The sequence below is a fragment of the Spirillospora sp. NPDC048819 genome (assembly GCF_040650055.1).
GTDB lineage: Bacteria > Actinomycetota > Actinomycetes > Streptosporangiales > Streptosporangiaceae > Spirillospora.
Map to the genome: position 1 here is coordinate 1 of NZ_JBEZGN010000010.1, position 24,500 is coordinate 24,500.

Annotated in this window: 21 protein-coding genes and 1 pseudogene; 11 read left to right on the forward strand and 11 right to left on the reverse strand. The window is 71.6% G+C overall.

Translation table 11 applies throughout. The features are described from left to right. Window positions 1-107: 107 nt before the first annotated feature. Both AB0C35_RS15970 and AB0C35_RS15975 read right to left on the reverse strand, forming a co-directional pair. Window positions 108-1,106: a glycoside hydrolase family 11 protein gene (locus AB0C35_RS15970; RefSeq protein ID WP_358456271.1), complete on the reverse strand. Its 999-nt coding sequence runs from the start codon at window positions 1,104-1,106 to the stop codon at window positions 108-110. A 595-nt stretch (window positions 1,107-1,701) separates the two neighbouring features. Next, a complete protein-coding gene (locus AB0C35_RS15975) occupies window positions 1,702-2,679 on the reverse strand; it encodes a hypothetical protein (protein WP_358455711.1) in 978 nt (325 codons plus the stop codon). 45 nt (window positions 2,680-2,724) lie between these two features. On the opposite strand from AB0C35_RS15975, the gene AB0C35_RS15980 reads away from it, so the two are divergent. Beyond that, entirely contained in the window at window positions 2,725-3,351 is a 627-nt protein-coding gene (locus AB0C35_RS15980; protein WP_358455714.1) for a hypothetical protein, read from the forward strand. A 372-nt stretch (window positions 3,352-3,723) separates the two neighbouring features. After that, complete coding sequence (locus AB0C35_RS15985) at window positions 3,724-5,265, forward strand: methyltransferase domain-containing protein (RefSeq protein ID WP_358455717.1); 1,542 nt, start codon at window positions 3,724-3,726, stop codon at window positions 5,263-5,265. Window positions 5,266-5,323: 58 nt separating this feature from the next. On the opposite strand, the gene AB0C35_RS15990 is transcribed toward AB0C35_RS15985, so the two are convergent. Continuing rightward, window positions 5,324-6,085 (reverse strand): ABC transporter permease, encoded by a 762-nt coding sequence (locus tag AB0C35_RS15990; RefSeq protein ID WP_358455720.1) that lies wholly within the window; start codon window positions 6,083-6,085, stop codon window positions 5,324-5,326. Continuing rightward, a complete protein-coding gene (locus tag AB0C35_RS15995) occupies window positions 6,082-7,026 on the reverse strand; it encodes an ABC transporter ATP-binding protein (RefSeq protein ID WP_358455722.1) in 945 nt (314 codons plus the stop codon). The genes AB0C35_RS15990 and AB0C35_RS15995 overlap by 4 nt, the downstream gene beginning before the upstream one ends. Before the next feature lie 145 nt (window positions 7,027-7,171). Here AB0C35_RS15995 and AB0C35_RS16000 point away from each other — a divergent pair, with 145 nt between their 5' ends. The 4 genes from AB0C35_RS16000 to AB0C35_RS16015 all read left to right on the forward strand — a co-directional run bounded on the left by AB0C35_RS16000 (window position 7,172) and on the right by AB0C35_RS16015 (window position 10,467). Continuing rightward, window positions 7,172-8,284, forward strand: coding sequence for a histidine kinase (locus tag AB0C35_RS16000; RefSeq protein ID WP_358455724.1), 1,113 nt, complete (start codon window positions 7,172-7,174; stop codon window positions 8,282-8,284). Then, window positions 8,281-8,946, forward strand: a complete 666-nt coding sequence (locus AB0C35_RS16005) for a response regulator transcription factor (RefSeq protein WP_358455726.1) — start codon at window positions 8,281-8,283, stop codon at window positions 8,944-8,946. The genes AB0C35_RS16000 and AB0C35_RS16005 overlap by 4 nt, the downstream gene beginning before the upstream one ends. 475 nt (window positions 8,947-9,421) lie before the next feature. Beyond that, window positions 9,422-9,808 carry an STAS domain-containing protein gene (locus tag AB0C35_RS16010; RefSeq protein WP_358455729.1) on the forward strand — a complete coding sequence of 129 codons (387 nt, stop codon included), beginning with the start codon at window positions 9,422-9,424 and terminating at the stop codon, window positions 9,806-9,808. 41 nt (window positions 9,809-9,849) lie between these two features. After that, window positions 9,850-10,467, forward strand: coding sequence for a GAF domain-containing protein (locus AB0C35_RS16015; protein WP_358455732.1), 618 nt, complete (start codon window positions 9,850-9,852; stop codon window positions 10,465-10,467). A 149-nt stretch (window positions 10,468-10,616) separates the two neighbouring features. Here AB0C35_RS16015 and AB0C35_RS16020 read toward each other — a convergent pair whose 3' ends face one another. Continuing rightward, the gene (locus tag AB0C35_RS16020) at window positions 10,617-10,844 is read right to left on the reverse strand and encodes a hypothetical protein (protein ID WP_358455735.1); all 228 of its coding nucleotides are present in this window, start codon (window positions 10,842-10,844) and stop codon (window positions 10,617-10,619) included. A gap of 256 nt (window positions 10,845-11,100) precedes the next feature. On the opposite strand from AB0C35_RS16020, the gene AB0C35_RS16025 reads away from it, so the two are divergent. Both AB0C35_RS16025 and AB0C35_RS16030 read left to right on the forward strand, forming a co-directional pair. Next, window positions 11,101-11,304: a cold-shock protein gene (locus tag AB0C35_RS16025; RefSeq protein WP_024936225.1), complete on the forward strand. Its 204-nt coding sequence runs from the start codon at window positions 11,101-11,103 to the stop codon at window positions 11,302-11,304. A 331-nt stretch (window positions 11,305-11,635) separates the two neighbouring features. Next, window positions 11,636-12,820: pseudogene (locus AB0C35_RS16030) on the forward strand (DEAD/DEAH box helicase); the annotation flags it as partial. A 634-nt stretch (window positions 12,821-13,454) separates the two neighbouring features. Here the strand turns inward: AB0C35_RS16030 and AB0C35_RS16035 are convergent. Then, complete coding sequence (locus AB0C35_RS16035) at window positions 13,455-15,014, reverse strand: AMP-binding protein (protein WP_358455738.1); 1,560 nt, start codon at window positions 15,012-15,014, stop codon at window positions 13,455-13,457. Between the two features lie 100 nt (window positions 15,015-15,114). On the opposite strand from AB0C35_RS16035, the gene AB0C35_RS16040 reads away from it, so the two are divergent. The 3 genes from AB0C35_RS16040 (at window position 15,115) to AB0C35_RS16050 (ending at window position 18,660) form a co-directional block, all read left to right on the forward strand. Further along, a complete protein-coding gene (locus AB0C35_RS16040) occupies window positions 15,115-16,146 on the forward strand; it encodes a permease (RefSeq protein ID WP_358455741.1) in 1,032 nt (343 codons plus the stop codon). Then, a complete protein-coding gene (locus AB0C35_RS16045) occupies window positions 16,143-16,877 on the forward strand; it encodes a TIGR03943 family protein (protein WP_358455744.1) in 735 nt (244 codons plus the stop codon). Before AB0C35_RS16040 ends, AB0C35_RS16045 begins: the two co-directional genes overlap by 4 nt. Window positions 16,878-17,055: 178 nt before the next feature. Then, window positions 17,056-18,660, forward strand: a complete 1,605-nt coding sequence (locus AB0C35_RS16050) for an FAD-dependent oxidoreductase (RefSeq protein WP_358455747.1) — start codon at window positions 17,056-17,058, stop codon at window positions 18,658-18,660. A gap of 18 nt (window positions 18,661-18,678) precedes the next feature. On the opposite strand, the gene AB0C35_RS16055 is transcribed toward AB0C35_RS16050, so the two are convergent. The 5 genes from AB0C35_RS16055 to AB0C35_RS16075 all read right to left on the reverse strand — a co-directional run bounded on the left by AB0C35_RS16055 (window position 18,679) and on the right by AB0C35_RS16075 (window position 24,492). Next, entirely contained in the window at window positions 18,679-19,116 is a 438-nt protein-coding gene (locus AB0C35_RS16055) for a protein-tyrosine phosphatase family protein (RefSeq protein ID WP_358455750.1), read from the reverse strand. A 36-nt stretch (window positions 19,117-19,152) separates the two neighbouring features. After that, window positions 19,153-21,669 carry an ATP-dependent Clp protease ATP-binding subunit gene (locus AB0C35_RS16060; RefSeq protein ID WP_358455753.1) on the reverse strand — a complete coding sequence of 839 codons (2,517 nt, stop codon included), beginning with the start codon at window positions 21,667-21,669 and terminating at the stop codon, window positions 19,153-19,155. A 95-nt stretch (window positions 21,670-21,764) separates the two neighbouring features. Next, on the reverse strand, window positions 21,765-22,781 hold the full coding sequence (locus AB0C35_RS16065; RefSeq protein ID WP_358455756.1) for a TIGR01777 family oxidoreductase: 1,017 nt from the start codon (window positions 22,779-22,781) through the stop codon (window positions 21,765-21,767). A gap of 93 nt (window positions 22,782-22,874) precedes the next feature. Beyond that, window positions 22,875-24,173: a HEAT repeat domain-containing protein gene (locus tag AB0C35_RS16070; RefSeq protein WP_358455759.1), complete on the reverse strand. Its 1,299-nt coding sequence runs from the start codon at window positions 24,171-24,173 to the stop codon at window positions 22,875-22,877. A 130-nt stretch (window positions 24,174-24,303) separates the two neighbouring features. Then, entirely contained in the window at window positions 24,304-24,492 is a 189-nt protein-coding gene (locus AB0C35_RS16075) for a DUF397 domain-containing protein (RefSeq protein ID WP_358455762.1), read from the reverse strand. Window positions 24,493-24,500: the final 8 nt, after the last annotated feature.

The following is a 24,500-nucleotide window of genomic DNA, read 5'->3' on the forward strand; positions in this document are numbered from 1 at the left end:
ACCCCCGCCTCCTTGTACCTGCCCTCCCCGGCGCCCGCCGGGGCAGCGGGGGGGGGGGGCGGCCCGGGCCCCCCCCGCCACAGTGCGGAGTTACGGACGTCCGGGGGTCAGCCCGCGCTGCAGGAGACCGTCGGCCACGTCCAGTTGCCGTTGTGCTGGATGGTCACGCCCCAGTTGTTGCCACTGCCGTTGGGCCTGGCCGTCAGGACCTGGGCGCTGGGCCAGCTGGCGTCGATGTTCCAGGTGGCGATCATCTTGGCGGGCGACGGGACGTTCATCGTCACGGTCCAGTTGCTGGAGCCGGACACCGAGACGTTGAGGTTGTAGCGGTCGCTCCACTGCTCGCCGGCGGACAGGGTCGCGGTGCAGCCGTTGTCGCCACCACCACCACCACCGCCACCGCCACCGCCACCGCCGCCACCGGAGGTGCCGCCCACGGTGATGTTGGAACTCCCGCTGCTCTGGTAGCCCTCCGTCGCGAGGATCATGTAGTCGTGGCTGCCCAGGTTCATCCCGTGGCTGGCCCACGCGTCGAAGTGGTTGCCGGAAGTGATGGTCCCGCCCGTGCGCCTCGACTGCCGGACGCTCCAGAACTGCGGGAAGGTCGCGGTGCCTTCGATGGACGGCTGGTTGTACCGCATCGTCTTGTAGATGTCGTACGTACCGCCGTCACTGGTGACCGTGCCCATGTAGTCCCCGGTGGGCCGGTAAGTGCCCCAGTTGTCGACGACGTAGTACTCCACGAGCGGGTTCCTCGTCCACCCGTAGAGGGTCAGGTACGAGTTGCCGGACGGGTTGAAGCTGCCCGAGTAGGTCACGGTCCGGCGCCCGCCGGTGCTCCAGCCCTTCCCGGCGACGAAGTTGCCGGTGTTCCTCCACGAGGTGCTGTAGTTGCCGCCGGCCCCCAGCTCCATGGAGACCGTGCCCTGGCTGTCGGTCCAGAACGAATAGAAGTAGCCGTTGTGGTTGCCGGTCTGGTTGGTGGTCACGGCCGCGTCGGCGACCCCGGGCAGGGCGGCGACCAGCACGAACGCGGAGAAGGCGCTGATGAGCGCCCTGAGCCGGCCGCGTCCGCGGCTCTTCGGGCGGGCGGGGGCGGCGCTCATGCGCGCGGGTTTCGGATGCGTGATGCTCATGTGCGTTCTTCCTCCTCGTGAACGCTGGCGGGGCGGCCAGGCAGCACGACATGACCCGGCGAACCGCCGGTGGCCAGGCGACGGCCGCCGCGGCGTCCTGCTACGTGGCGGATTTCGAGGGTGGAGGCGGGGGTGGGGGTGGGATGGCGGGGGTTGGCCGGTCGTCGTACCGCCGACGACCGGAGGACGGTCGCGGGCGCCTGGCCCGCATCGACGGGGGACGAGGTCCGTCGATGGCGACAGTGTTGGCCCGCCCCGGTAGACCTGTCAACAGTTTTCGAAAGATTTCGATGACCCTAATTTTCTTGAAATCTCATTCGACCAGGTCAATGCACATCTCCAATGGACCGACCACGCAACTGTCCATTGAAGCGCCCATTAGGTGATCATGATGTAGCCTGATATTTCGAAAGTTTCGAAGGCCTGGAGGGCGGCTCGTCAGGCCCGCGGGTACCGTCCGCGCCATGGAGCCCCGGTGTTCGCCATGCCGGACGCGTTGCAGGTGTGCTTCCGCACCGGCCCCGGGCGGCCGAGCGCGCTTGATTCCGTGGTCAACGGTTGCCGTTCACAGGGCGTGGCGGTACCAGCCGCCGTTGGGTCCGGTGGTCAGCCACGAACGGTCTCCGAGCGGGACGATGTCCTCTCTGGTGGTGAACTCGGCGGGGAAGTGTTCGAGGACCTGTCCGGTCCGGGTGTCGACCAGGTGGTTCTGGTAGAAGTCCAGATCCACGGGCTCGTCCGAGTCGTCCGGCTGGGTGCGTTCGCCGTGAACGGAGACGATCGCGGTGTCGGCGTCGAGGTGGCCCACAGTCCAGCCGATGAAGAACGTCTCATGCTCTTCTTCGTCGTACCCGAGCGCTTCGGACGAGACGGTGAGGTCCTCTTGCCCGTCGGGGAACGTCCGGAAGACGAGTTCCTGGAGGAGGGTTCCCGCCTTGTCCCCGACCGTCATCATGCGGCTCCCGTCTGGGGACAGGTCGTAAAGGGCGGCATCCCACGAATACTCGGCCAGCGCGATTCGGCCGTCCTCGATTCTGGCGCGGTACACCCTCGAGCCGTCTTGTCCTTCGCCGACGTCCAGCAGCATGTGCTCGCCGTCGGGGTGGACGAAATGCTGCGCGCCGTGTCCTGCGCTTCCCAGTTCGACCTGGTCCAGCACGCTGCCCGTGGCGGTGTCGAATGCGAGCCACTGGTCGACGTGGCCGCGTCCCTTCATGGCCATGTCGGGGCGGTACAGCCACACGACGTCGCCTTTCAGCGAGAACGCGCAGCCGGCCCGGCCGTTCATGTACTGCTTCGGCGCCGCACCGAAATCGCCGCGCCACCGGGGCATGCCGTCGCGACCGACGCAGACGAGTGCTTCGTCGGTCGTGTACACGGCGCATTCCAGGTCGGGGGACGCCGCGTGGCCGCGCGGTTCGCTCTCGGCGGGGAATACCGCCGCCCGTCCGAGGAGGTCCCCGTCGACGACCAGCTGGGAAAGGTCGTAGGCGACCACGTGGTTGAGCGTGGCCTTTGTCAAGAGGCGGCGATCCGCGGGCATGTGCCGTAGGTTAGCTGATCAAGGTGTATTGGACGGGGAAAAGTGATGGACGAGAATATGCGCGCGGGGCTGGCTGAGGTTCGGGGCAAGGTTGAGCTTGTGCGGCGGACGGAGGCGGAGCACGGCTTCGGGGTCGTCATCGAGGATCCCCTGGAGCTGGAGGACGTTCCGGAGCTTCCCGACGGGGTGACGGAGGTGTTCCGCCTGTTCTACCGGCTGGGCGGCGACTACATCTGTTTCAAGCAGCCCGATGAGATCCGCAACCCGCACGAATGGGCGTGGCGGAAGTCCAATGAGCACTGCCCGCTGGGCGATCCCCTTCAGATCGGCCATGAACGCTACGGGATTCCGGCCGACGTCCTCGAACGCATCGACGGCGGCGCTCCCATTCGCCTGGACCTCAACGACGGCAGCGTCTACTACGTCGATCCGGACGACTACGTCTTCTATTACAAGAACGTCGAGATCGAGGAGATCGATCGCGAGGATTTCGCGGACGACATCGTCGCCTTCTTCAACCACCACGTTCTCGGCGCGGGCTATCCCCGGCTGGTCGAGGCCGTCCTGGGACGTCGCGCCGCCACGGAGCTTGACAGGCGGGGGCGCCACAAGGACAACTGGATGAGGCTCCTCTCGGAAAGCGGCCTCCTCGCCGGCGGCTCCGCCGGGTAGGCGGCACGGACCCGCCGGCACCGGCTTCCAACAGCGCTGACGGCCTCCTCGCTGACGCCGAAACCCCTGCGTACGCGGCCTTCATGTGGCGACGATCACACCATGTGTTAGCAAGATCTACCGGGGCGACCCCTTATTTCCGGCCGTGCGCAGGGCTAACGTTCGCCATGTTCGTCCTGTCCGCACCAGTTCGTCACACATTGTGACGCTATGACCGACAGTGGTGACCACTGTGCGTCCCCTGAGGGCCGCGCACGGTCACCAGGAGGCACATCCACAGGAGGCATTCCGATTCAGCGCCAAGAGTTCGGGGACAATCCGACCGAGGTTCGCGACACCGATCACTACACGGAAGAGTACGTCCAGGGCTTCGTGGAGAAGTGGGACGAACTCATCGACTGGAAGAAGCGCTACGAGAGCGAAGGCAGCTTCTTCATCGACCAGCTCAGGGAACGGGGCGTCCAGAAGGTACTCGACGTCGCCACCGGCACCGGTTTCCATTCGGTCCGGCTCCTTCAGGAGGGCTTCGACACCGTCAGCGTCGACGGCAGCCCGGAGATGCTGCGCAAGGCGTTCGACAACGGCTTCGCGTTCGGCGGCCACATTCTCCGCGTGGTGAACGCCGACTGGCGCTTCCTGAACCGCGACGTCCACGGCGAGTTCGACGCGATCATCTGCCTGGGCAACTCGTTCACCCACCTGTTCTCGGAACGCGACCGGCGTAAGGCCCTGGCCGAGTTCTACGCCATGCTCAAGCACGACGGCGTGCTCATCATCGACCAGCGCAACTACGACTCCATCCTGGACAACGGATTCTCCAGCCAGCACTCCTACTACTACTGTGGTGAGGAGGTCACGGCCGAACCGGAATACGTCGACGAGGGGCTCGCCCGGTTCCGGTACCGGTTCCCGGACAACAGCGAGTACTGCCTCAACATGTATCCGCTGCGCAAGAACTACATGCGGCGGCTCATGCGGGAAGTCGGCTTCCAGCGCATCGACACGTACGGCGACTTCCAGGCGACCTACAATGACGACGACCCCGACTTCTTCATCCACGTGGCGGAGAAACGGTACTGGGAAGACGACATGAACACCGCCTACTCCACCGCGGTGAACACCGCTCGCGACTACTACAACTCCAGCGACGCCGACGCCTTCTACCACTCCGTGTGGGGCGGACAGCACATCCATGTCGGCATCTACGAGGAGAACGACACGATCGACGCGGCCAGCGACCGCACCGTCCAGCGGATGGCGTCCGGCCTGAACCTGACGCCGGCCACGCAGGTCGTCGATCTCGGCGCGGGATACGGCGGATCCGCCCGGCATCTCGCCCGCACCTACGGCTGCCGGGTCACCTGCCTCAACCTCAGCGAGGTGGAGAACGAGCGCAACCGCGCGATGAACGAGGAGCAGGGGCTCGACCACCTGATCGACGTGGTGGACGGCTCCTTCGAGGCGCTCCCGTTCAACGACAACGCGTTCCATGTCGTGTGGTCGCAGGACGCACTGCTGCACGGCGGCGACCGGATCCGGGCACTGGAGGAGATCGCCCGGGTGCTGAAGCCGGGCGGGGAGTTCGTCTTCACCGACCCCATGGCGGCGGACGACTGCACGCGGGACGCCTTGCGTCCCATCCTCGACCGCCTGCACCTCGACACGATGGGATCGCCGGGCTTCTACCAGCGCGAGATCGCCCGCCTCGGCATGACGCCGAGCTTCGACGACCTCACGACGCACCTCACCACGCACTACGGGCGGGTGCTCCAGGAGACCGAGCGCCGGGAGGCGGAGTTCACCGGGCAGATCAGCGGCGACTATCTCGAACACATGAAGGCGGGCCTGCGGCACTGGGTCCGCGGCGGCGAGTCCGGCCACCTGAAGTGGGGGATCTTCCGCTGTAAGGCGTGACGGAGGACGAGGCCGGGAGAGGGCGTTCCTCTCCCGGCCTCGCCGTCCCCCGCCCCTGTCAGTCCCAGCGGAACGTCTTGGCGGCCGCGGCGCCGGCCAGCACGGCCGCGCCGGCGAGGGCGGCGAGGTGCCGCAGGTCCGGCGCCACACCCGTCCAGGTGGCGCTCAACGCCTCCAGTCCCGCCCCGTACGGCAGGTGTTCGCCGAGCGCGGCCAGTCCGTCCGGCAGGTTCTCGCGGGGCCCGAACCCGCCGCCGAGCGCCATCGTCGCGAAGAACAGCACCAGGCCGATGGCGACGGCCGCGTTCGTGGTGGGCGCGATCGCCGCCACCAGCATGCCGAGCGCGTACACCGCCGCCGTCGCCAGGCAGAACACGCCGATCGCCGGGAGCGGGTCGCGGGGCATCGACATGCCGAACGCCAGCCGGGCCACCAGCAGGGCGAGCACGACGCCGACCAGGACCTGGGCCAGCGCGGCCAGCACCTGCGCGACCAGGATCATCACCGGGGGGGCGGGCGTCACCTCCAGCCGCCGCAGCACGCCCGACCCGCGGTAGGCGGCGAGCACCGCCGGCATGTTCACCATGCCGATGAGCGCCACGACCATCACCAGCGTCATCGGCACGACGTAGGCGTCGAAGGCCGGGACGCCGCGGAAGCGCTCGGTTCCCTCACCGTCCGCACCGAGCCCGTACATCACCATGATCAGCATGGGCAGGAAGAGCGGGACGACCAGCCCGGCGATGTCCCGGGTCACCAGTTTGGCCTCGGTCCAGGTCAGCAGCGCCCACGCACGCGCGGGGGGCCGGTACGTCGTCATGCCGGCTCCTCCTCGCCCGATTCCCCGGTGGGCTCCTCGCCGGGTGTCCGGCCGGTCAGGGCGAGGAACGCGTCGTCGAGCGTCGCGGTCTCGAGCCGGGTTCCGGTGGCGACGACGCCGTGCCGGACGAGCGCCGAACCGACCGCGTGCAGCAGGTTCCCCGTCCCGGTGACGACGGTCTCGCCGCGGTCGGTGCGCACCTCGCCGACGCCGTCGAGCCCGGTCAGGACGGCGGCGTCGAACGGTGCGGCCGCCCGGAACCGGACCCGCTGCGGGGAGTCGAGCCGCGCGATCAGCCCGCCCGGGGTGTCCAGCGCGGCCAGCCGCCCCCGGTCGATGACGGCGACGCGGTCGCACAGCCGTTCGGCCTCGGGCATGAAGTGCGTGACCAGCAGCACCGTCACGCCGCTGTCCCGGATCTGCTCGATGAGCTCCCAGACGCCCCTGCGCGCCCGCGGGTCGAGTCCGGTGGTGAGCTCGTCGAGGACCGCGATCCGCGGCTTGCCGATCAGCGCCAGCGCGATCGACAGCCGCTGCGCCTGCCCGCCCGACAGGTTCTCGAACGCCGTGTCCCGCTTGGCGGACAGCCCCAGCTCGTCCAGGAGCCGCGCGGGATCGGCGCCTTCGGCGTAGAACGACCGGTACAGCGCGACCGCCTCACCGACCCGCAGCTTCTCCGGCAGCGCCCCGCCCTGCAGTTGCGCCCCCATCACCTGCCTGAGCCGCGCACGGTCCCGCGACGGGTCCAGCCCCAGCACGCGGATCCGGCCCCGGTCGGGCCGCCGCACCCCCTCGACGCACTCCACGAGCGTCGTCTTGCCCGCGCCGTTCCGTCCGACGATCCCGAAGATCTCACCCCGCTCGACGGCGAACGACACGTCGTCGACGGCGACCGTCTCGCCGTACCGCTTGCACAGCCCCTCGACCTCCACCACCGCCATCGCCGCACCCCCTCCCGGCCGGCCTGTGCCGGCCCGCCGAACGCTAGGCCGCGGCCGGACACGTCCGCGCGTGCCGAAGGTCATGAGCCGCACCCGTGACTTCCGGCACGGTCCGCGCGCCCGAGATGCCCGTAACCTTCGTTGCATGGCCAGGTCCCATCTCGAAGCCTGGGGCGCGGCGAGCGCGCTGATCGTCTGCCTGCTGGTCGGATCGCCGGTGCTGTTCGCCGACGGGGATCCCACGCTCGGACCGGCCTGGCTGTGGTGGGCCGCCTACCTGGGTTTCCTCGCGCTGTTCACGCTGACGCTGCTGGACGTCGTGCCAGGGCGGATCCGCCGGCGGGCGTTGATGCTCGCCCTCGTCCCCGCGGGGGCCGCGACGGTGCTGCTGGGCGTGCGCGCCGGGTGGCTCTCGATCCTGCTGGTGTTCGTCACCGCGCTCACGGCCCACTTCTCCTCACGTCGCGCCACCTTCGCGGTGCTCGGGGTCAACAGCGCGGTCGCCGCGGCGGCCCCGCTGCTGCGGGACGGAACCGTCGCGGACGTGGCGCTGACCGCGATGATCTACACGATGCTCCAGGTCTGCACGGTGTGGGCGGTGCGGAGCGAGCAGCGGGAGGCCGCGGCGCGCGCACGCCTCGCCGTGGCCAACACCGAGCTCCGCGCCGCGACGGCGCTGCTGGCCGAGTCGAGCCGGTCCGCCGAGCGGCTGCGCATCGCCCGGGAACTGCACGACCTCGTCGGCCACCAGCTCACCGCGCTCGTCCTCGAACTGGAGGTCGCCGCACACCGCAGCGCACCACCGGCCGGACGGCACGTGGAACGCGCCCGCGGCCTCGCCAGGGACCTGCTCGGCGACGTCCGCACCGCCGTCGGCGAACTGCGCGCCCGCACCCCGTCCCTGCACCAGGCGCTCACGGAGATCGTCGCGGACCTGCCGGCCCCGCGCGTGCACCTGAGCGTCGACGACTCCGCCGACCCGGACGAGACGTGCACGGCCGCACTGATCCGCTGCGTCCAGGAGGTCGTCACGAACACCATCCGCCATTCGGAGGCCGAGAACCTGTGGATCGACGTCGGCCGGGCCGGCACCGGGGAGATCGTCCTCACCGCCCGCGACGACGGGCGCGGCGCGTCGCTCCTGCGGCTGGGCAACGGCCTGACCGGGGTGCGCGAACGCATCGCGCAGCTCGACGGCGTCGTGTCGTTCGACGCCCGGTCGGGTTTCACGGTCAGCGCGAAGGTCCCGGCGCCGTGATCCGGGTGTGCGTCGCCGACGACCAGACGCTCGTGCGCCAGGGGATCCGGCATCTGCTGGAGCTGTCCCCCGAGGTGACCGTCACCGCCGAGGCCGCCGACGGCGACGAGGCGCTGGCCGTCCTCCGCGCGGACCCGCCGGACGTGCTCCTGCTGGACCTGCGGATGCCGCGCCGGGACGGCATCGCCACCCTCACCGCCATGCGGGAGCGGAACATCGCCGTGCCCACCCTCGTCCTGACCACCTTCGACGACGACGAACTCGTGCTGCGGGCGCTGCGCGCCGGAGCGTCCGGCTACCTGCTCAAGGACGTCACCCTCGACCAGGTCGTCGGCGCGATCCGCACCCTCGCGCGAGGCGCCACGCTCGTCCAGCCCGCGCTGACCGAGCGGCTCCTCCAGGCCGCCAGGCACCTACCCGACCGGGACGAGCTCCAAGACCTCCCGCCGCAGCCGCTCACCGACCGGGAACAGGACGTCCTGCGCCTGCTGGCCGGCGGCTACGCCAACCGCGAGATCGCCGGCGCCCTGCACCTGGCGGAGGGCACCGTGAAGAACCACGTGTCCAGCCTCCTGGCCAAGCTCGGCGTCCGCGACCGCACCCGCGCCGTCATGAAGGCACTCCACCACGGCCTCCTCTCCGGCACCCCACCAGATCCCTAGACGACGCACTCGGCCGGGCGGCCGGGGGTTCAGCGGAGGGCGGCCATCACGGCGTCGCAGGGTGAGCACCAGACCTGGCTGGGCCTCGACGAAGCCTTGTTCGCGCAGGGTCTGCCGGAGCGCGCGCACCGGCGCGCCGACCCGGGAGGGCGTAGACTCGTGGCGAACGAGGGGTTCTCGATGCGGGCGACCAAGCGCGCGTCCCCCTGGTTCCCCGCTACTCGGTCCCCCTCGGGGGCCCAGACAGGTCGGCGCCCATGACGCCGCAACACCAGCCCGTCCGGACGCGGACGTCCGATTCCCGCGCCGGGGCCGCAGTGGACGCCGCCCGTGACGCCGAGTGGCCGTCACGTTGACCTCCGGAGCCGCGGCGCCAGTGCCGCAGGCTCCTCACCACGGGCTGACCGCCCGTGCCACCGTCCGGACCGGCCTCGGCCGCGACCGGCGCTCACGCACTCCGGATCGGAGATCCAGCATGCCCACCATCGCCACCGCCTCAGCCGAGGCGCGGCTGACCCGAGAACGGTTCGCGGAAGATACCGTCATCGCCATCAGCGGCGAACTCGACATCGCGTCCACACCGGCCCTGCGCGAACGCCTGCACACCGCGCTGCGGGACACCGGGCCCTACGTCGTCATCGACCTGTCGGGCGTGACGTTCTGCGACGCGTCCGGCTTGGCCCTGCTCGTCGACGCGCGCCGCCGGACGGAGCCGAAGGGCACCACCGTGGTCCTCGCCGGCCCGCGCCCGCAGATGGCCAGGCTGCTGCGCCTCACCGGGCTGGCCCGCGTCTTCACGATCCGCCCCTCCGTCACCGCCGCGCGGCTCACCCGCACCGGCATCCGATCGGCCGCGGCCTGACCGCGGCGTCCCCGGCCGGAGGAGGAGAACGGGATGACGACATGACCGGCGACGAACTGCCGCCGATCGGGTGGGGACCGCCGGCGGTCACCCGCGCCGCGGACGACCAGGTGCGGTTCGCCGCGTCGTTCGACCTGATGACGGCGGTCCTGAACGGGACGCGCCTGCCCGACCTGCTGACCCTCCTGACGACGCACGCGCGCACGATGGCGCGCGTGCCGCTGGCGTTCATCGCCATGCCCGTCGAGGACGGCAACACGCTGCGGATCGAGGTCGCGGTCGGCACCGACGGAGACCGGATCCGCGGGCTGATGGTGCGGCGCGGCCGGTCGATGCTCGGCCGGGCGTTCAGCTCCCGCCGGGCCCTGTCAGCGCGGATCGCCGCCGACCAGACGCTCAGCGCCCTGCCGGCCGGCCCGATCCTGATCCTGCCGCTGGAGACGGGTGAGGACACCCGCGGGGTGCTCGCCGTCCTGGGGCATCCGGGCGCGCAGCCGTTCAGCCCGGCCACCGCCCGCCAGCTGCTCCTGTTCGCCGACATGGCCGCCCGGCTCATCGAGCTGGCCGAGGGCCACCGCGCGACCGCCCCGGCGGATCCCGCCGCCGGCGGCGCGCACATCGTCCGGCCCCTCCGCCCGCCGCGTTTCACGCAAATGTGAGGCGAATCGGGCCGGAGGTCGGCCTTCGAAGCCCGTCCGAGCCGGCGTGAGCCCCGGCGCGGTGGGATTTTTCGTGCGCGGCGGCGCTCTCCGGATTTCACGGATATGGGGCGCGGCCGCGCGGCTTCCGTACGGATCCGAGCGGGATCTCAGAGCTTGAACAGCTTCGCGAACGGGGCGAGAATCCGGACCTTGCGCGTCCCGAAGTCGACGAGGACGGCGCGGCCGTCCTCGACCTCGACCACGCGTCCGAGCCCGTACTTGTCGTGGGTGACCTGGTCGTGAGGTGCGAACTCCTTGGTCGGTGGAGCAGCGGGCGGGGGTTTGAAGGGGCTGGTGGGCAGATGTCGCCGCCTGGCGGGTCCTGTGGGTTTCATTACCGCCAGTATGCGCCCACCTGAGCCTTGTGGGGAGCCCGACCCCGCGGCCGGCATGTAATTCGCGGATTCCTGGTCCGTCCGGCGAACCACGTGGTAGTCTTTAGGCAGTTGCGGTTCCCATAGACATGTGTGTGCGCCTGCCGGTTCTACCTCAGGCGCATTTTTTGTTGTTCTGGATCTTCCGGATGGGCCATCGCGGCGTCCCCGGTCGCACAGGGTGTGCGACAGGGACCGACCCCAGAAGGAGACTGTCATGGCCACAGGCACTGTTAAGTGGTTCAACGCCGAAAAGGGCTTCGGCTTCATCGAGCAGGACGGCGGCGGCGCCGACGTCTTCGCTCACTACTCCAACATCGCGGCCCAGGGCTTCCGTGAGCTCCAGGAGGGCCAGAAGGTGTCGTTCGACATCACGCAGGGCCAGAAGGGCCTGCAGGCGGAGAACATCGTCCCCGCCTGATCACCAACGACACGGCGGGCGGCCTCTGGCCGCCCGCCGTGCGCGGTACTCCCACCACGGTGGTCCCGTCACGGGATCCACCACGGCGCGCGGCACGTACGCGACGCGCCGTCTCCCGGTTCGTTCTTGAGAATCCTTCGCCCGGCCGCATCCAAGGCCGCGAGCCCCGCGCAGCGGAGCACTTCCTCGACACGCACCGCTTCGAGGAAGGCTCCCATTGCCCCGCAGCACCCCTCCGGCCGCCCGCGGCCGCTCCTCCCGGTCCCGCCCCGCCGCCGGTCATCAACGTCCGGCCAAGGGACAGCGGCCCACCGCCGAGTTCGCGCTCCCGGTGACCGCCACCCCGCCGCTGCCGCCGATCGAGTCGTTCGCGGAACTGCGGATGCCGGCACCGCTCCTGAAGGCACTGGCCCGCGAAGGCGTGTCGGCCCCCTTCCCCATCCAGGCCACGGCCCTGCCGAACGCCCTCGCCGGACGTGACGTCCTCGGCCGGGGCCGCACCGGCTCCGGCAAGACCCTCGCCTTCGGGCTGGCGCTGCTCAGCCGCATCGCGGGCCGCCGCGCCGAACCCCGCCGTCCCCTGGCCCTGGTCCTCGCCCCCACCCGCGAGCTCGCCCAGCAGGTCACCGCCGCGCTCACCCCGTACGCCGACGCCGTGAACCTCCGGCTGACGACCGTGGTCGGCGGGCTGCCGATCTCCCGCCAGTCGAACGCGCTCAAGAGCGGCACCGACGTCCTGGTCGCCACCCCCGGACGGCTCGCCGACCTCATCGAACGCGGCGACTGCCGGCTGGGCGAGGTCGAGATCACCGTGCTGGACGAGGCCGACCAGATGACCGACATGGGCTTCCTGCCCCAGGTCACCCGGCTTCTGGAGCAGACCCCGCAGGACGGGCAGCGGATGCTGTTCTCCGCGACGCTCGACCGCAACATCGACCAGCTCGTCCGCCGGTTCCTCAGCGACCCGGTCACGCACTCGGTCGACCCGCCGGCCGGTGCGGTCACCACCATGGAACACCACCTGCTGCACGTCACCGACACCGACAAGCACGAGACGACCGTGCACATCGCGGCCCGCGACGGCCGGGTGATCATGTTCGTCGGCAAGAAGCACGGCGCGGACCGCCTCGTCCGCAAGCTGACGGCCCGCGGCATCCGCGCCGCCGCGCTGCACGGCGGCAAGAACCAGTCGCAGCGCAACCGCGCGCTGGAGCGCTTCCGCAGCGAGGAGATCACCGTGCTGGTCGCCACCAACGTCGCGGCCCGGGGCATCCACATCGACGACATCGACCTCGTCGTCAACGTCGACCCGCCCGCCGACCACAAGGAGTACCTCCACCGCGGCGGACGCACCGCCCGCGCCGGGAGCACGGGGACCGTCGTCACCCTCGTCCTCCCCGACCAGCGCCGCGAGGTGGACGGCCTGATGGCCGAGGCCCGCATCACTCCGCACACCCTCCGCTCGGGTGTCGGTGACGGTGAACTGGCCCGCATCACCGGTGCCCGGCCGCCCGCACACGCCGCCCCGGACACCGCCCGCCCCGCAAACCAGCGCCAGGGCGACTCGACCGGCCGCGGTGCCGGCCGGACGAACCCGCAGGCCGCCCCCGCCGGGCGAGGTTCCGCCCGCAGGAACGCACAGGGCGAGTCCGCCGGCCGTGGTTCCGGCCGCAGAGACGCACAGTCCGCCGCCGGACAGGGTTCCGGCCACGCGAACGCACAAGGCGCCACCGGCGGGCAGGGGTCCGGCGGCAGGAACGCTCAGACCGCCTCCGGCGGACAGGGGGCCGGCCGCGCGAACGCACAGGGCGCCTCCGCCGGCCGTGGTTCCGGCCGCGCGAACGCGCAGACCGCCTCCGGCGGACAGGGTTCCGGCCGCGCGAACGCGCAGGGCGCCGCCGCCGGACAGGGGGCCGGGCGCAGGAACGCGCAAGGCGCCTCCGGCGGGCAGGGGGCTGGCCGCGCGAACGCGCAAGGCGCCACCGCCGGGCAAGGGGCCGGGCGCAGGAACGCGCAGGGGGCCTCTGGTGGGCAGGGGGCCGGGCGTGGGAACGCGCAGGGCGCCGCGCCCAGGCGGAGGCCGCGGCGCCGCACGTCGGCGCAGAACACCTGACGGCAGCCGGGCCGAGCGAGGACACGCACGCCGGCGGTCACTCCGCGCGGTGGCGCCCCTTCAGCAGGGCCTTGTGGATCTTGCCTACCGGGGTCATCGGGACCTCGGTGGTGACGACGAACTGGCGGGGGACCTTGTAGTCGGCCAGGCGGTCCCGGCAGTAGTCGGTGAGCTCCTCCGCGGTGGGCGGTTCGGCGCCCGGTCGCGGGACGACGTAGAAGCGGCCGACCTCGCCGAGCACCTCGTCGGGGACGCCGATCCCGGCGGCCATCGCGACCTTCGGGTGGGTGGTCAGCACGTTCTCGATCTCCACCGGGTAGACGTTAAAGCCGCCCTGGATGTACATCTCCTTCTTCCGGCCGCGCAGGACGAGATGCCCGTCGGGTTCCATGGCGACCATGTCGCCGGTGGCCAGCCAGCCGTCCGGCAGGAAGACCTCGGCGGTCTCGGCCGGCATGTCCCAGTAGCCGGCGGCCACGCAGCCGCCGCGGACCTGGAGTTCGCCGGTCTCGCCAGGTGGGAGGACGGCCCCGTCCGGTCCGGTCACGCGGGCCTCGAAGTCGCCGATGACCACGCCGAGCGTGCGGGAGACCGTCTCCGGGTCGTCGTCCAGCGGGGACAGCACGCACGCGCCCGAGGACTCCGACAGTCCGTACAGCCCGTACACGGGGGCGCCGGGGAAACCGCGCCGGATCGCGTCCGCCAGCGCCGGCTCCACGTTGGACCCGCCCGCGACGCAGAGCCGCACGGACGACAGGTCGTGGTCGGCGAAGTCGTCCCGGCCGAGCATCAGCACGTACATCGTCGGCACCGCGCCGCAGAAGGTCACCCGGTGGCGTTCGACGGCGCGCAGTGCCGCGTCCGGGCCGAACGCCGGCAGCAGCGCCACCGAACCGCCGCTGACGAGCGCGGACATGATGGTGCAGGTGATGCCGCCGACGTGGTTGAGCGGCAGATGCCCCAGCAGGACGTCGGACTCGCTCATCTCGAAGTGGTCCGCCTGCGCCCGCGCCGACGCCAGGATGCTCCGATGGGTGATCGTCGCGCCCTTGGGCCGCCCGGTCGTCCCCGAGGTGTAGAGGATCATCAGCGGGTCGGCCGGGTCCACCGCGGCGCGGGCGGCGGCCAGCGCCTCCGGGTCGGGCGGCGTCGCGGTCAGCTCGGCGAACGTGCCGCTGCCGGCGAAGCCCGCGCCGAAGAACACGTAGTCGCTCACACCGGGGACCTGGTCGCGGAACCCGTCGAAGAACGCCGCGAAGTCGAAGTCGGGGACGGCGTCGACGCTGATGACCGTCCGGGCGCCGCTCTGGCCCAGCATGTAGGTCAGCTCCTGCTCCCGGTAGCGCACGCTGAGCGGGACGACCACGGCGCCGATCCGCGCCGCGCCGAAGAAGGCGGCCAGCCACTGCGGCGTGTTGAGTCCGAGCAGCCCGATCCGGTCGCCGCGGCCGATCCCGCGCGCCAGCAGCCCCGCCGCGACCCGGTCGGCCAGCTCGTCGCACTCGGCGAACGTGATGGTGTCGTCGCCGTCGTGCAGAAACGCCTTGCCCCGCGCCGCCGCGTCCGCCAGCGCCGCCCCGACCGTCCTCGCCCGCATGCCGCCTCCCACGCCGATTCCCTTAACGATCACTGATGGTGCGGTGATCTGCCAAGACCTCGGGGCGGACGCCTTGCGGATTCTGGCACGATGAACGGTCATGAGCGACCGCGTCGGCCTGCGCGAAGCCGAGGACGATCTGCTTCCCCCGGCGGACTGGGGGCGCCGCGAGCCCGTCGCGCCGGGTACCCGTGCCGCTCTGGCGTTCGGCCTGCTGGCGGCGCTGCTGGTGCTCGGGCGGACGTGGGCGGCGCCGCTCATCGACGCGGGCGCCCTTGACGCGTGGACGACCATCTTCGTGGCGGTGTGCGTCCAGGCGCTGCCGTTCCTGGTCTTCGGGGTGGCGCTGTCGGCCGCGATCACCGCGTTCGTCCCGCCGTCGCTGTGGCGGCGGGTGCTGCCGCGCCGGCCGGCCGCGGCGGTGCCGGTCGCGGGCGCCATGGGGGCCGTGCTGCCGGGCTGCGAATGCGCGTCGGTGCCGGTCGCGGGCGGGCTGATGGCCCGCGGGGTCGTCCCCGCCGCGGCGCTGACCTTCCTGCTCGCCGCCCCCGCGATCAACCCGGTCGTGCTGGTCGCCACCGCGGTCGCCTTCCCGGGCAGCCCCGAAATGGTCGTGGGACGTTTCGTCGCGTCCCTGCTGGTGGCCGTGCTGGCGGGCTGGACGTGGCTGCTGCTCGGCAAGGGCGAATGGATCAAGATCCCGTCCCGGCCGGAGGCGCACGGGGCGGGCGCGCGGCTGGAGGCGTTCCGGCAGGCGATGCGGCACGACATCGTGCACGCCGGAGGGTTCCTGGTCGTCGGCGCCTTCGCGGCCGCCACCATCAACGTGATCGTGCCCGCCGGGTGGGTGTCCGCGGCCGCCGGCGATCCGGTGGTGTCGGTGCTGCTGCTGGCGACGCTGGCCGTGCTGATGTCCATCTGCTCGGAGGCGGACGCGTTCGTCGCGGCGAGCCTGTCGCAGTTCTCGACCACCGCCCGGCTGACGTTCCTGGTGGTGGGGCCGATGGTGGACCTGAAACTGATCGCGCTCCAGACGGGTTTCTTCGGCCGCCGCTTCGCGGTCCGGTTCGTTCCGCTGACGTTCTGCCTCGCGGTCGGCGTCAGCGTGCTGGTGGGAGGACTGCTGTCGTGAGCAGGGCCGCGCAGAACCTGCTGCTCATCGGTCTCGGCGCCGCGGTGCTGTGGATCACGCTGGGCAGCGGCGAGTACGTCAACTACGTCCGTCCGGGCTTCCGGTATCCGCTGGTGGCCGCGGCGGTGGCGCTGCTGGCGCTGGGCGCCGCCGGTCTGCGCCGCGAATGGCGCGACACCGCGAAGGACGCCGACGGCCACGGGCACGATCATTCGCGGGGGCCTCGGGTGGCGTGGCTGCTGGGCCTGCCCGTGCTGGCGATCTTCGTGATCGCTCCCCCGGCGCTCGGGTCGTTCACCGCCGCCCGCGACACCGGCCGCGCGGCGCCGCCGCCCGCCCCTCCGGGCAACGGCTTCCGCCCGCTGTCCACGACCGGCGGGCCCGTCGACATGAGCATGGGCGAGTTCATCGGCCGCGCGTACGTGGCCCAGACCGGCGATCCCGCGAGCTTCCAGGGTGTCCCCGTCCGCCTGACCGGGTTCGTGACCCCCGGCGCGAACGGACGGGGCGGCTGGCAGATCACCCGGATGAAGATCGCCTGCTGCGCGGGGGACGCCGTCCCGTTCCCCGTCAAGGTCCGCGGCGTCCCGCAGCCGCCCGCCGACTCGTGGGTCCGGGTCGTGGGCGTCTGGGAGCCGCCCGGCCCCGAGGACCGCGACAGGACGGTCGTGCAGACGCTCCGCGCCCGCTCCCTGCAGAAAGTCGAAAAGCCGAAGAACCCGTACGAGTGACAGCGGCCCGACCCGTTCCGGGGACGGCTCGCCCGTGACCGGACGGGTTCCGGTCACCGGGACCTCTCTTGGCAGGGCGGCCGGGGGCTTCTACCGTCGGCCTGTTCGGGGCGACCGGGCCAGGCGCGGGTCCTCACGAATGGTCGCCCGGCCATCGGCGGACGCTGAGAGGGAACACATGGACCAGACCGCTGATTACGTCGTCGTGGGGGCCGGCAGCGCAGGATGCGTGCTGGCCAAGCGCCTGGCGGAGTCGGGCGCCGACGTCGTCCTGGTGGAGGCCGGCGGACCCGACAAGACCGCGCTCGTCCGCAAGCCGGGGCTGATCGCCGTCTTCCACAACGTCCCGCAGCTGAAGAAGCGGCTGGACTGGGGCTTCTACAGCGCTCCGCAGCCGAACGCGCTCGACCGGAAGATCCCGCAGACCCGGGGCCGGGTGCTGGGCGGCTCCGGATCGATCAACGGGCTGCTGTTCGTGCGCGGCAACCGCAAGAACTACGACGACTGGGCGGCGGACGGCTGCACCGGCTGGGGCTACGACGACGTCCTCCCCAGCTTCAAGCGGATGGAGAACTGGGAGGACGGCGCGACCGACCTGCGCGGCGCGGGCGGCCCGATCCAGGTGACCCGGCAGCGGGACGTCACGCCCGCGTCCGAGGCGTTCATGGAGGCGCTCGCCGAGACGGCGGGCGTGAAGCGGAACGACGACTACAACGGCGAGGTGCAGGACGGCGTCGGCGTCTTCCAGCAGAGCGCCCACGAGGGGCTGCGCTACAGCTCGTCCGTCGGCTATCTCGACGACCACGGGCTGCCGAACCTGACGATCCTGACCAAGGCGACCGTGGGACGCGTGGTCGTCCGCGACGGGCGCGCCACGGGCGTCGAGGTCGTCACCGGGAAGGGACGCGGAACGATCAACGCGACCCGCGAGGTGATCCTCGCGGCGGGCGCGTTCGGTTCACCGCATCTCCTGATGCTGTCCGGGGTCGGTCCGGCGGAGCACCTCCGGGAGCACGGCATCGAGGTCCACGCGGACCTGCCCGTCGGCGACAACCTCCACGACCACATGTTCATGCCGATGACCTACATCATGGGCAGCGCCCGGCACCGGGGCACCGCCCCGTACTTCGCGTCGGGCGTGATGAAGGAGTGGACCCGCGGCGGCACCTGGGTGGCGCGCACCGTGTTCGAGGCGGTCGGGTTCGTCCGCAGCCCGCAGGCCGGCGACATCCCCGACCTGCAGATCCACGCGCTGCCCTGGTCGTACCCGTTCCCCAACCAGGACGCGCCGGTGCGCCACAAGGTGGACAAGCGCCCCGCCCTCACGATCATGCCGACGCTGATCTACCCGAAGAGCCGCGGGACGGTGCGGCTCGCGTCCGCCGACCCGGCCGACCCGCCGGTCATCGACCCCGGCTACCTCAGCGAACCCGATGACGCGCGGCTGCTGCTGGACGGGATCGAACTCGTCCGCGAGACGATGGCCGCCAAGACCATCGCCGACGGCGTGACCTCCGAGCTGTCCCCCGGGCCGGACTTCCCCGACCGCGCCGCGATGGCGAGGGAACTCCCGAACCGGGCGACGACCGTCTACCACCCGGTCGGCAGCTGCCGGATGGGCGCGGACGAGCGCGCCGTGGTCGATCCCACGCTGCGCGTCCGCGGCATCGAGGGCCTCCGCGTCGCCGACGCCTCGATCATGCCGAGCATCACCGGCGGGAACACCGCCGCCCCCAGCATGATGATCGGCGAACACGCCGCGAAGCTCATCCTCGGCGACTGATCCCGGCTGGGCAGCCGGTCAGGCCGGGAAGGCTGTCACCCAGCGGCGTTGCCACGGGGTCTCGACGGCTTTGGGGTGGTGGTGTTCGCGCGCCCACGGGACGGCTTCGGACGGGTCCACGCCGGACAGGACGGCCAGGCAGGCGATGACCGTTCCGGTGCGTCCGACGCCGCCTCCGCAGGCGACCTCGACCGCCGCGCCGGATCGGGCCCGCTCGTGCAGGGCGCGGATCTGCCGGACGGCCTCGTCCCGGTCGCGGGGCAGCAGGAAGTCGGGCCAGTCGATCCACGCGGAGGACCAGGTCAGGTCCGGTTCGTGGCGCCGGCGGAGACGGCGGGTGCCCAGGTAGAGGCCGAAGTCGGGCACCGGGCCGTCCGGCGCCGGTCTGCGCAGGCCGCGTCCGCGGACCCAGGTGCCGTCCGGGAGCCGCAGGGAGCCGGTGAGGGGGGCGGTCACGGGGGCACTGTATCCCCCTGCCGCCTCCTTGATCCTTTACACCGTCTCCTTGGTGGTGACGTGGAACTCCAGGCCGCCGTTCGCGGCGGCGATGTCGATGTGGCTGCCGTGCCGCAGGTCACCGGCGAGCAGCAGGTCGGACAGCCGGTCGTCCACCTCCCGCTGGATGGTGCGGCGCAGCGGGCGGGCGCCGAACTCGGGCTGGTGGCCGCGCTCGGCGAGCCAGTCCACCGCCTCGGTGGTGAAGGTGACGTCCACGTCCTGTGCGTGGAGGCGGCGGCGCGTCTCGTCGAGCAGCAGGTCGGTGATCTGCCGGAGCTGGCCCGCCTCCAGCCGCTGGAACACGATGATCTCGTCGATCCGGTTGAGGAACTCGGGCCGGAACGACTCGCGCAGCCGCCGCATGATCCGGTCGCTGAGCGCCGCGCCGGGCCCCTCGCCGGGCGTCCCGAAACCGATCTCCATGCGGCCGGTGATCAGTTCGGAGCCGAGGTTGCTGGTCATGATGACCACGGTGTTGCGGAAGTCGACGGTGCGTCCCTGCGCGTCGGTGAGGCGGCCGTCGTCGAGGAGCTGGAGGAGGACGTTGAACACGTCCTGGTGCGCCTTCTCGATCTCGTCCAGCAGGATCACCGAGTACGGCTGCCGGCGGACCGCGTCGGTGAGCTGCCCGGCCTCCTCGTACCCGACGTATCCGGGCGGCGCGCCCATCAGCCGGCTCACCGTGTGCCGCTCCTGGAACTCGCTCATGTCGAACCGGACCAGCCGGTCGCGGCTGCCGAACAGCGCCTCGGCGAGCGCCTTGGCCAGCTCGGTCTTGCCGACGCCGGTCGGGCCGAGGAACAGGAACCCGCCGATCGGGCGGTCCGGGTCGGCCATGCCCGCGCGGGACCGGCGGACGGCCCGCGCCACCGCGGCGACCGCGTCGTCCTGCCCGATCACCCGGCCGTGCAGATGCTCTTCGAGCCGCGTCAGCCGCTCGCGTTCGGCCTGGGTGAGCTGCGTGACGGGGACGCCGGAGATCCGGGAGACGACCTCGGCGATGTCCTCGGTCGTCACCTCGGGGACGGTCGTGGGGCCGCCGTTGCCCCGCGTCGCCGCGAGGTCCTTCTCCAGCCGGGCGATCTCGTCGCGGAGCTCGGACGCCTTCTCGTAGTCCTCGTCGGCGACGGCCTGGTCCTTCTCCCGGCGCCGCCGGTCGAGGCTCTCCTCCAGCTCGCGGCGGCCGCCGTCGCGCGTCCCCGAACGCAGCCGGACGCGGGCGCCGGCCTGGTCGATCAGGTCGATCGCCTTGTCCGGCAGGAAACGGTCGGTCAGATAGCGGTTGGACAGGTCGACGGCCGCGATCAGCGCCTCGTCGCTGAACCGCACCGAATGGTGCGCCTCGTACCGGTCGCGGAGGCCGCGCAGGATCTCGACGCTGTCGCCGACGCTCGGCTCCGGCACCAGGATCGGCTGGAACCGGCGTTCCAGCGCGGCGTCCTTCTCGATGTTGCGGCGGTACTCGTCGATGGTCGTCGCGCCGACGACGTGCAGCTCACCGCGCGCCAGCGCGGGTTTCAGCAGGTTGCCCGCCGACATCGCGCCCTCCCCGCCGCCCGCGCCCACGATCGTGTGGATCTCGTCGATGAACACGATCAGCTCGTCGGCGTGCTCGCGGATCTCGTCCACGACCTTCTTCAGCCGCTCCTCGAAGTCGCCGCGGTAGCGGGTGCCGGCGACGACCCCGCCGAGGTCGAGCTGGACGATCCGCTTGCCGCGCAGCGTCTCCGGGATGCCGTCGTCCACGATCCGCTGCGCGAGCCCCTCGGCGATCGCGGTCTTCCCCACGCCCGGGTCGCCGATCAGCACCGGGTTGTTCTTGGTGCGCCGCGACAGGACCTCGACGGTCTCCTCGATCTCGTCCTCGCGCCCGATCACCGGGTCGATGCGGCCCTCCCTCGCCAGCGCGGTCAGGTCGCGACCGAACTCGTCCAGCGTCGGGGTCCCGGTCGCCGGCGCGCCGCCGCCCGGCCCGCCCGGGGGCTGCTGGCCGCCGCCGCTCGCCGCCGACTGCAGCGTGTCGGGTGTCACGTGCTCGGCGTCCAGGATCCGTCCCGCGCCGGACGCGCGGTCGAGGGCCAGCGCGAACAGCAGGTGCTCGGGCCCGATGTAGGACGACCCGAGCGCACGCGAAACCTGGTGCGAATCGAGCAGGGCGCGCTTCGCCGACGGGGTCAGCTCGGGCGGCACGTCCCGCGGCTCGCCCCGCCGGGCGCCGTCCTCGATCTCGCCCTTGATCTTGTCCGGGTCGGCGCCGGCCCGCTCCAGCCAGTGCCGGGTGCCCTGCTGCCGCGTCGCCGCCCACAGCAGGTGATCGGTGTCCAGGTCGACGCTCCCCCACTGCGCCGCCTGCGTGGCCGCGTCCCGCACCAGTTCACGCGCCGGCTCGCTCATCAGCCGCGCGATGCTGATCCGCTCCATCGGGCGGCGGTGCGCCCTGGCCCCGAAGAAGCGGGCGAGCATCTCCTCGAACGGGTCCATGCCGCCGGATCCGTACCACCCCGAGGTCATCTCAGATCCCCCCTGCACAAGCCGTATAGCGACGGTCAATCACGTGCCCGTCGACGACTCCCGGAAACCCGGCGGCCCATGCCCCCGCAGGACGATCAGGTGCGCGATCCTTCCCCGGACCGCCCGGAGGAGGCGGCCCCGGCCGCTGAGCGTCCGCCGCGTCGCCTGCGGCGGACGAGGTCGGCGGCGGCCGCCGGCCAGTGGGGGTGGTCGAAGGCGAAGCCCGCTTCGAGGAGGCGGCCGGGGACGACGCGGCGGCTCTTCAGCAGGAGCTCGGTGTCCGAGCGCATCGCCAGCGCTCCGAGCTCCGCCATCCACGCGGTCGCGGGCAGGCCCACCGGGACGCCCCACGCGGCACGAAGCGCCCGCATGAACCGGCGCTGCGGGAGGGGATTCGGGGCGGCGAGGTTCACCGGCCCGGCGACGTCGTCCCGGTCGATCAGGAACTCGATCGCGCGGACGAAGTCCTGGTCGTGGATCCACGACACGTACTGCTCGCCGCCCGCGACCGGTCCGCCGAGGCCGAGCCGCGCCAGCCGCAGCAGGACGTCGAAGACGCCGCCGCGGTCCGGGCTCATGACCATCGCGGCACGCAGGGCGACCTTGCGGGTGGACGGAGTCCGCGCCCGTTCCTGCGCCCGCTCCCAGTTCTTCGCGATCTTGACGCTGTAGGCCCAGTAGCCCGGGACGCCGGGTTCGGCGCCGCCGAGCACGCCGGTCGCCTCGTCGTTGGGGGCGTCGAAGCGGTGGGCGTAGACGGTCGCGGTGCTCATCTGCAGCCAGAGCCGGGGAGGCCGCGCCGCGCCCGCGATCGCCTCACCCACGACCTCGGTGGAGTGCACGCGCGAATCCATCATGGCCTGCAGGTTGGCCGGTGTGTAACGGCAGCTGACGCTGCGTCCGGCAAGGTTGATCACCACGTCGCTGCCGTCGACGGCACCGGCCCAGGGGCCGAGGTTCCGGCCGTCCCAGCCGACCTCGCGCTCGCGCACCGGCCTCCTGGTCAGGACCACGACCTCGTGGCCCGCCGCGGTCAGGGCGCGATCCAGAATCGTGCCCACCTGCCCGGTCCCCCCGGGAATCACGACCTTCATCGCCTCACCCCTCGGCATCCGCGAACAGCCTAACCCCCAGAACTGAACACGTTCAAAGAGGGGTGCGTCTCAACCGCTGCAAGGTGTTCGAGCAGGTGTCCGCGTCGGCGGCTACTCGGAGGAGAGGTAGTCCCGCAGGTCGGCCGGGTCGTCGGGGACGCCCCACGACTGGAGCATGGTCTCGATCACCGCGTCGTCCCACGAGTCCGGCGGCAGGTCGGCGAGCGCCCGGACGACGTCGCGCTGCCGGTCGTCGAGGTCCTCGAAGGGCTCAAGCTCGTCGCCCGCCGGGAGTTCCTCCTCGTCAAAGGGGACCTTGATGCCGGCCAGGAACGGCGCCGTCGTGTGGATCGAGGAGTCGCCCAGGTCGAGGATGCCGAACGCGAACGTCAGCGCGGCCCCCACCATCAGGCGTGTCCGCGTGACCGGGCCGGTGCGCAGCCCCTCCAGGGCCCGGTCGAACCCGGCCGGGTCGGCCTCGGCGTTCCGCAGGAACCGCGTGGCCGACTCGAGTGAGCCCGACCCGGCGAGGGTGCGGAAGGCGTCCTCGGTGTGGCCCAGATTGGCCCAGACGGACGAGACGGTGAGCTGCCCGATCACGGTCTCGTCCACCTCTCCGAGGCCCACCAGCGCCGTCGCCGCCGCGAGCCGGAGCACGGGACGGTCATCGGACAGGAACGTGCGGATGCGCGGGATCGCCTCCCGGTGCCCGAGCATGCCGAGCGCGGTGATCACGTTGCTGAGCGCGAACGCATCGCTCTCGGCCTCCAGGCGCGCGCTCAGGACGGGAATCGAGGAGGCCGCCTCCTCCGGGAACAGACCCAGCAGGGCGGCGGTCCAGGTGCGCAGGCCGTCCTCCGGGGACTCCAGCAGCGGCCGCAGCGCCGGGACGCCCGCGAGAACGGCGTCGTAGACGGCCAGATCGATCTCCAGGGTGCGCAGTTCGGCCCGCTGGTCCCGCTTCTCACGCAGCCAGCCGCGCCTGTCGCGCTGGTGCTCGTTCGGCGCCTCCGCCACCCAGGCGTCGAGCAGGCGCTCCCATCCCTCGGGGGTCAGCGTGCGCCGTTCCCGGAGGTCGGCACGCCAGGCGGCGATGTCGACGCCGTCCGGCAGCGCGTTGTCCGAGTACCCGACGGACAGCATCGTGAGCAGATAGACGATCTCCTCGCGGTCGGGCGTGGCCGGATCCGCCGCGAGGGCGACTAGGAAGGGCACCGTCGCGACGGTCGCCTCATAGCGGGTTCCCTGGTGCCAGATGCTGTGCCACAGGCGTTCGTTGATCGCTTCCCGGCGCTCGTCGGAGGAGGAGGACCGCAGCGCCCGCAACGCGGCGGGGATCCCCTCCGCCGACCCGTAGGCGTGGCGGAGCCCCGCCCAGTCGACGTCGTCAAGTCCTTCAAGAGGGTCCATGACCCCCAATCCTGTCGAGGATCAAACCCACGCACGGCCCTTTTGGATCTTCAGCCGCCACCCACCGGACAAACAACACCACGATCGGGTTCCGGGGCTACTCCATGCGGCCAGAACCCCATCACGAGGCTTACAAGTCGAGGTCGCCGGCCTTGATGTGACCGACCAGAGCCGCCAGCGCGCCGCGCTCAACGGACAGCCGCGGCCCCTCCGGATCCGTGGAATCCCGGATCAGCAGAGCCGGAGTTTTCGTCGAAACCTCGACGCACTCACCCTGGCCACCGCCCTGGCTGTGGCTGCTCTTACGCCAGTGGATCATGCCGCACC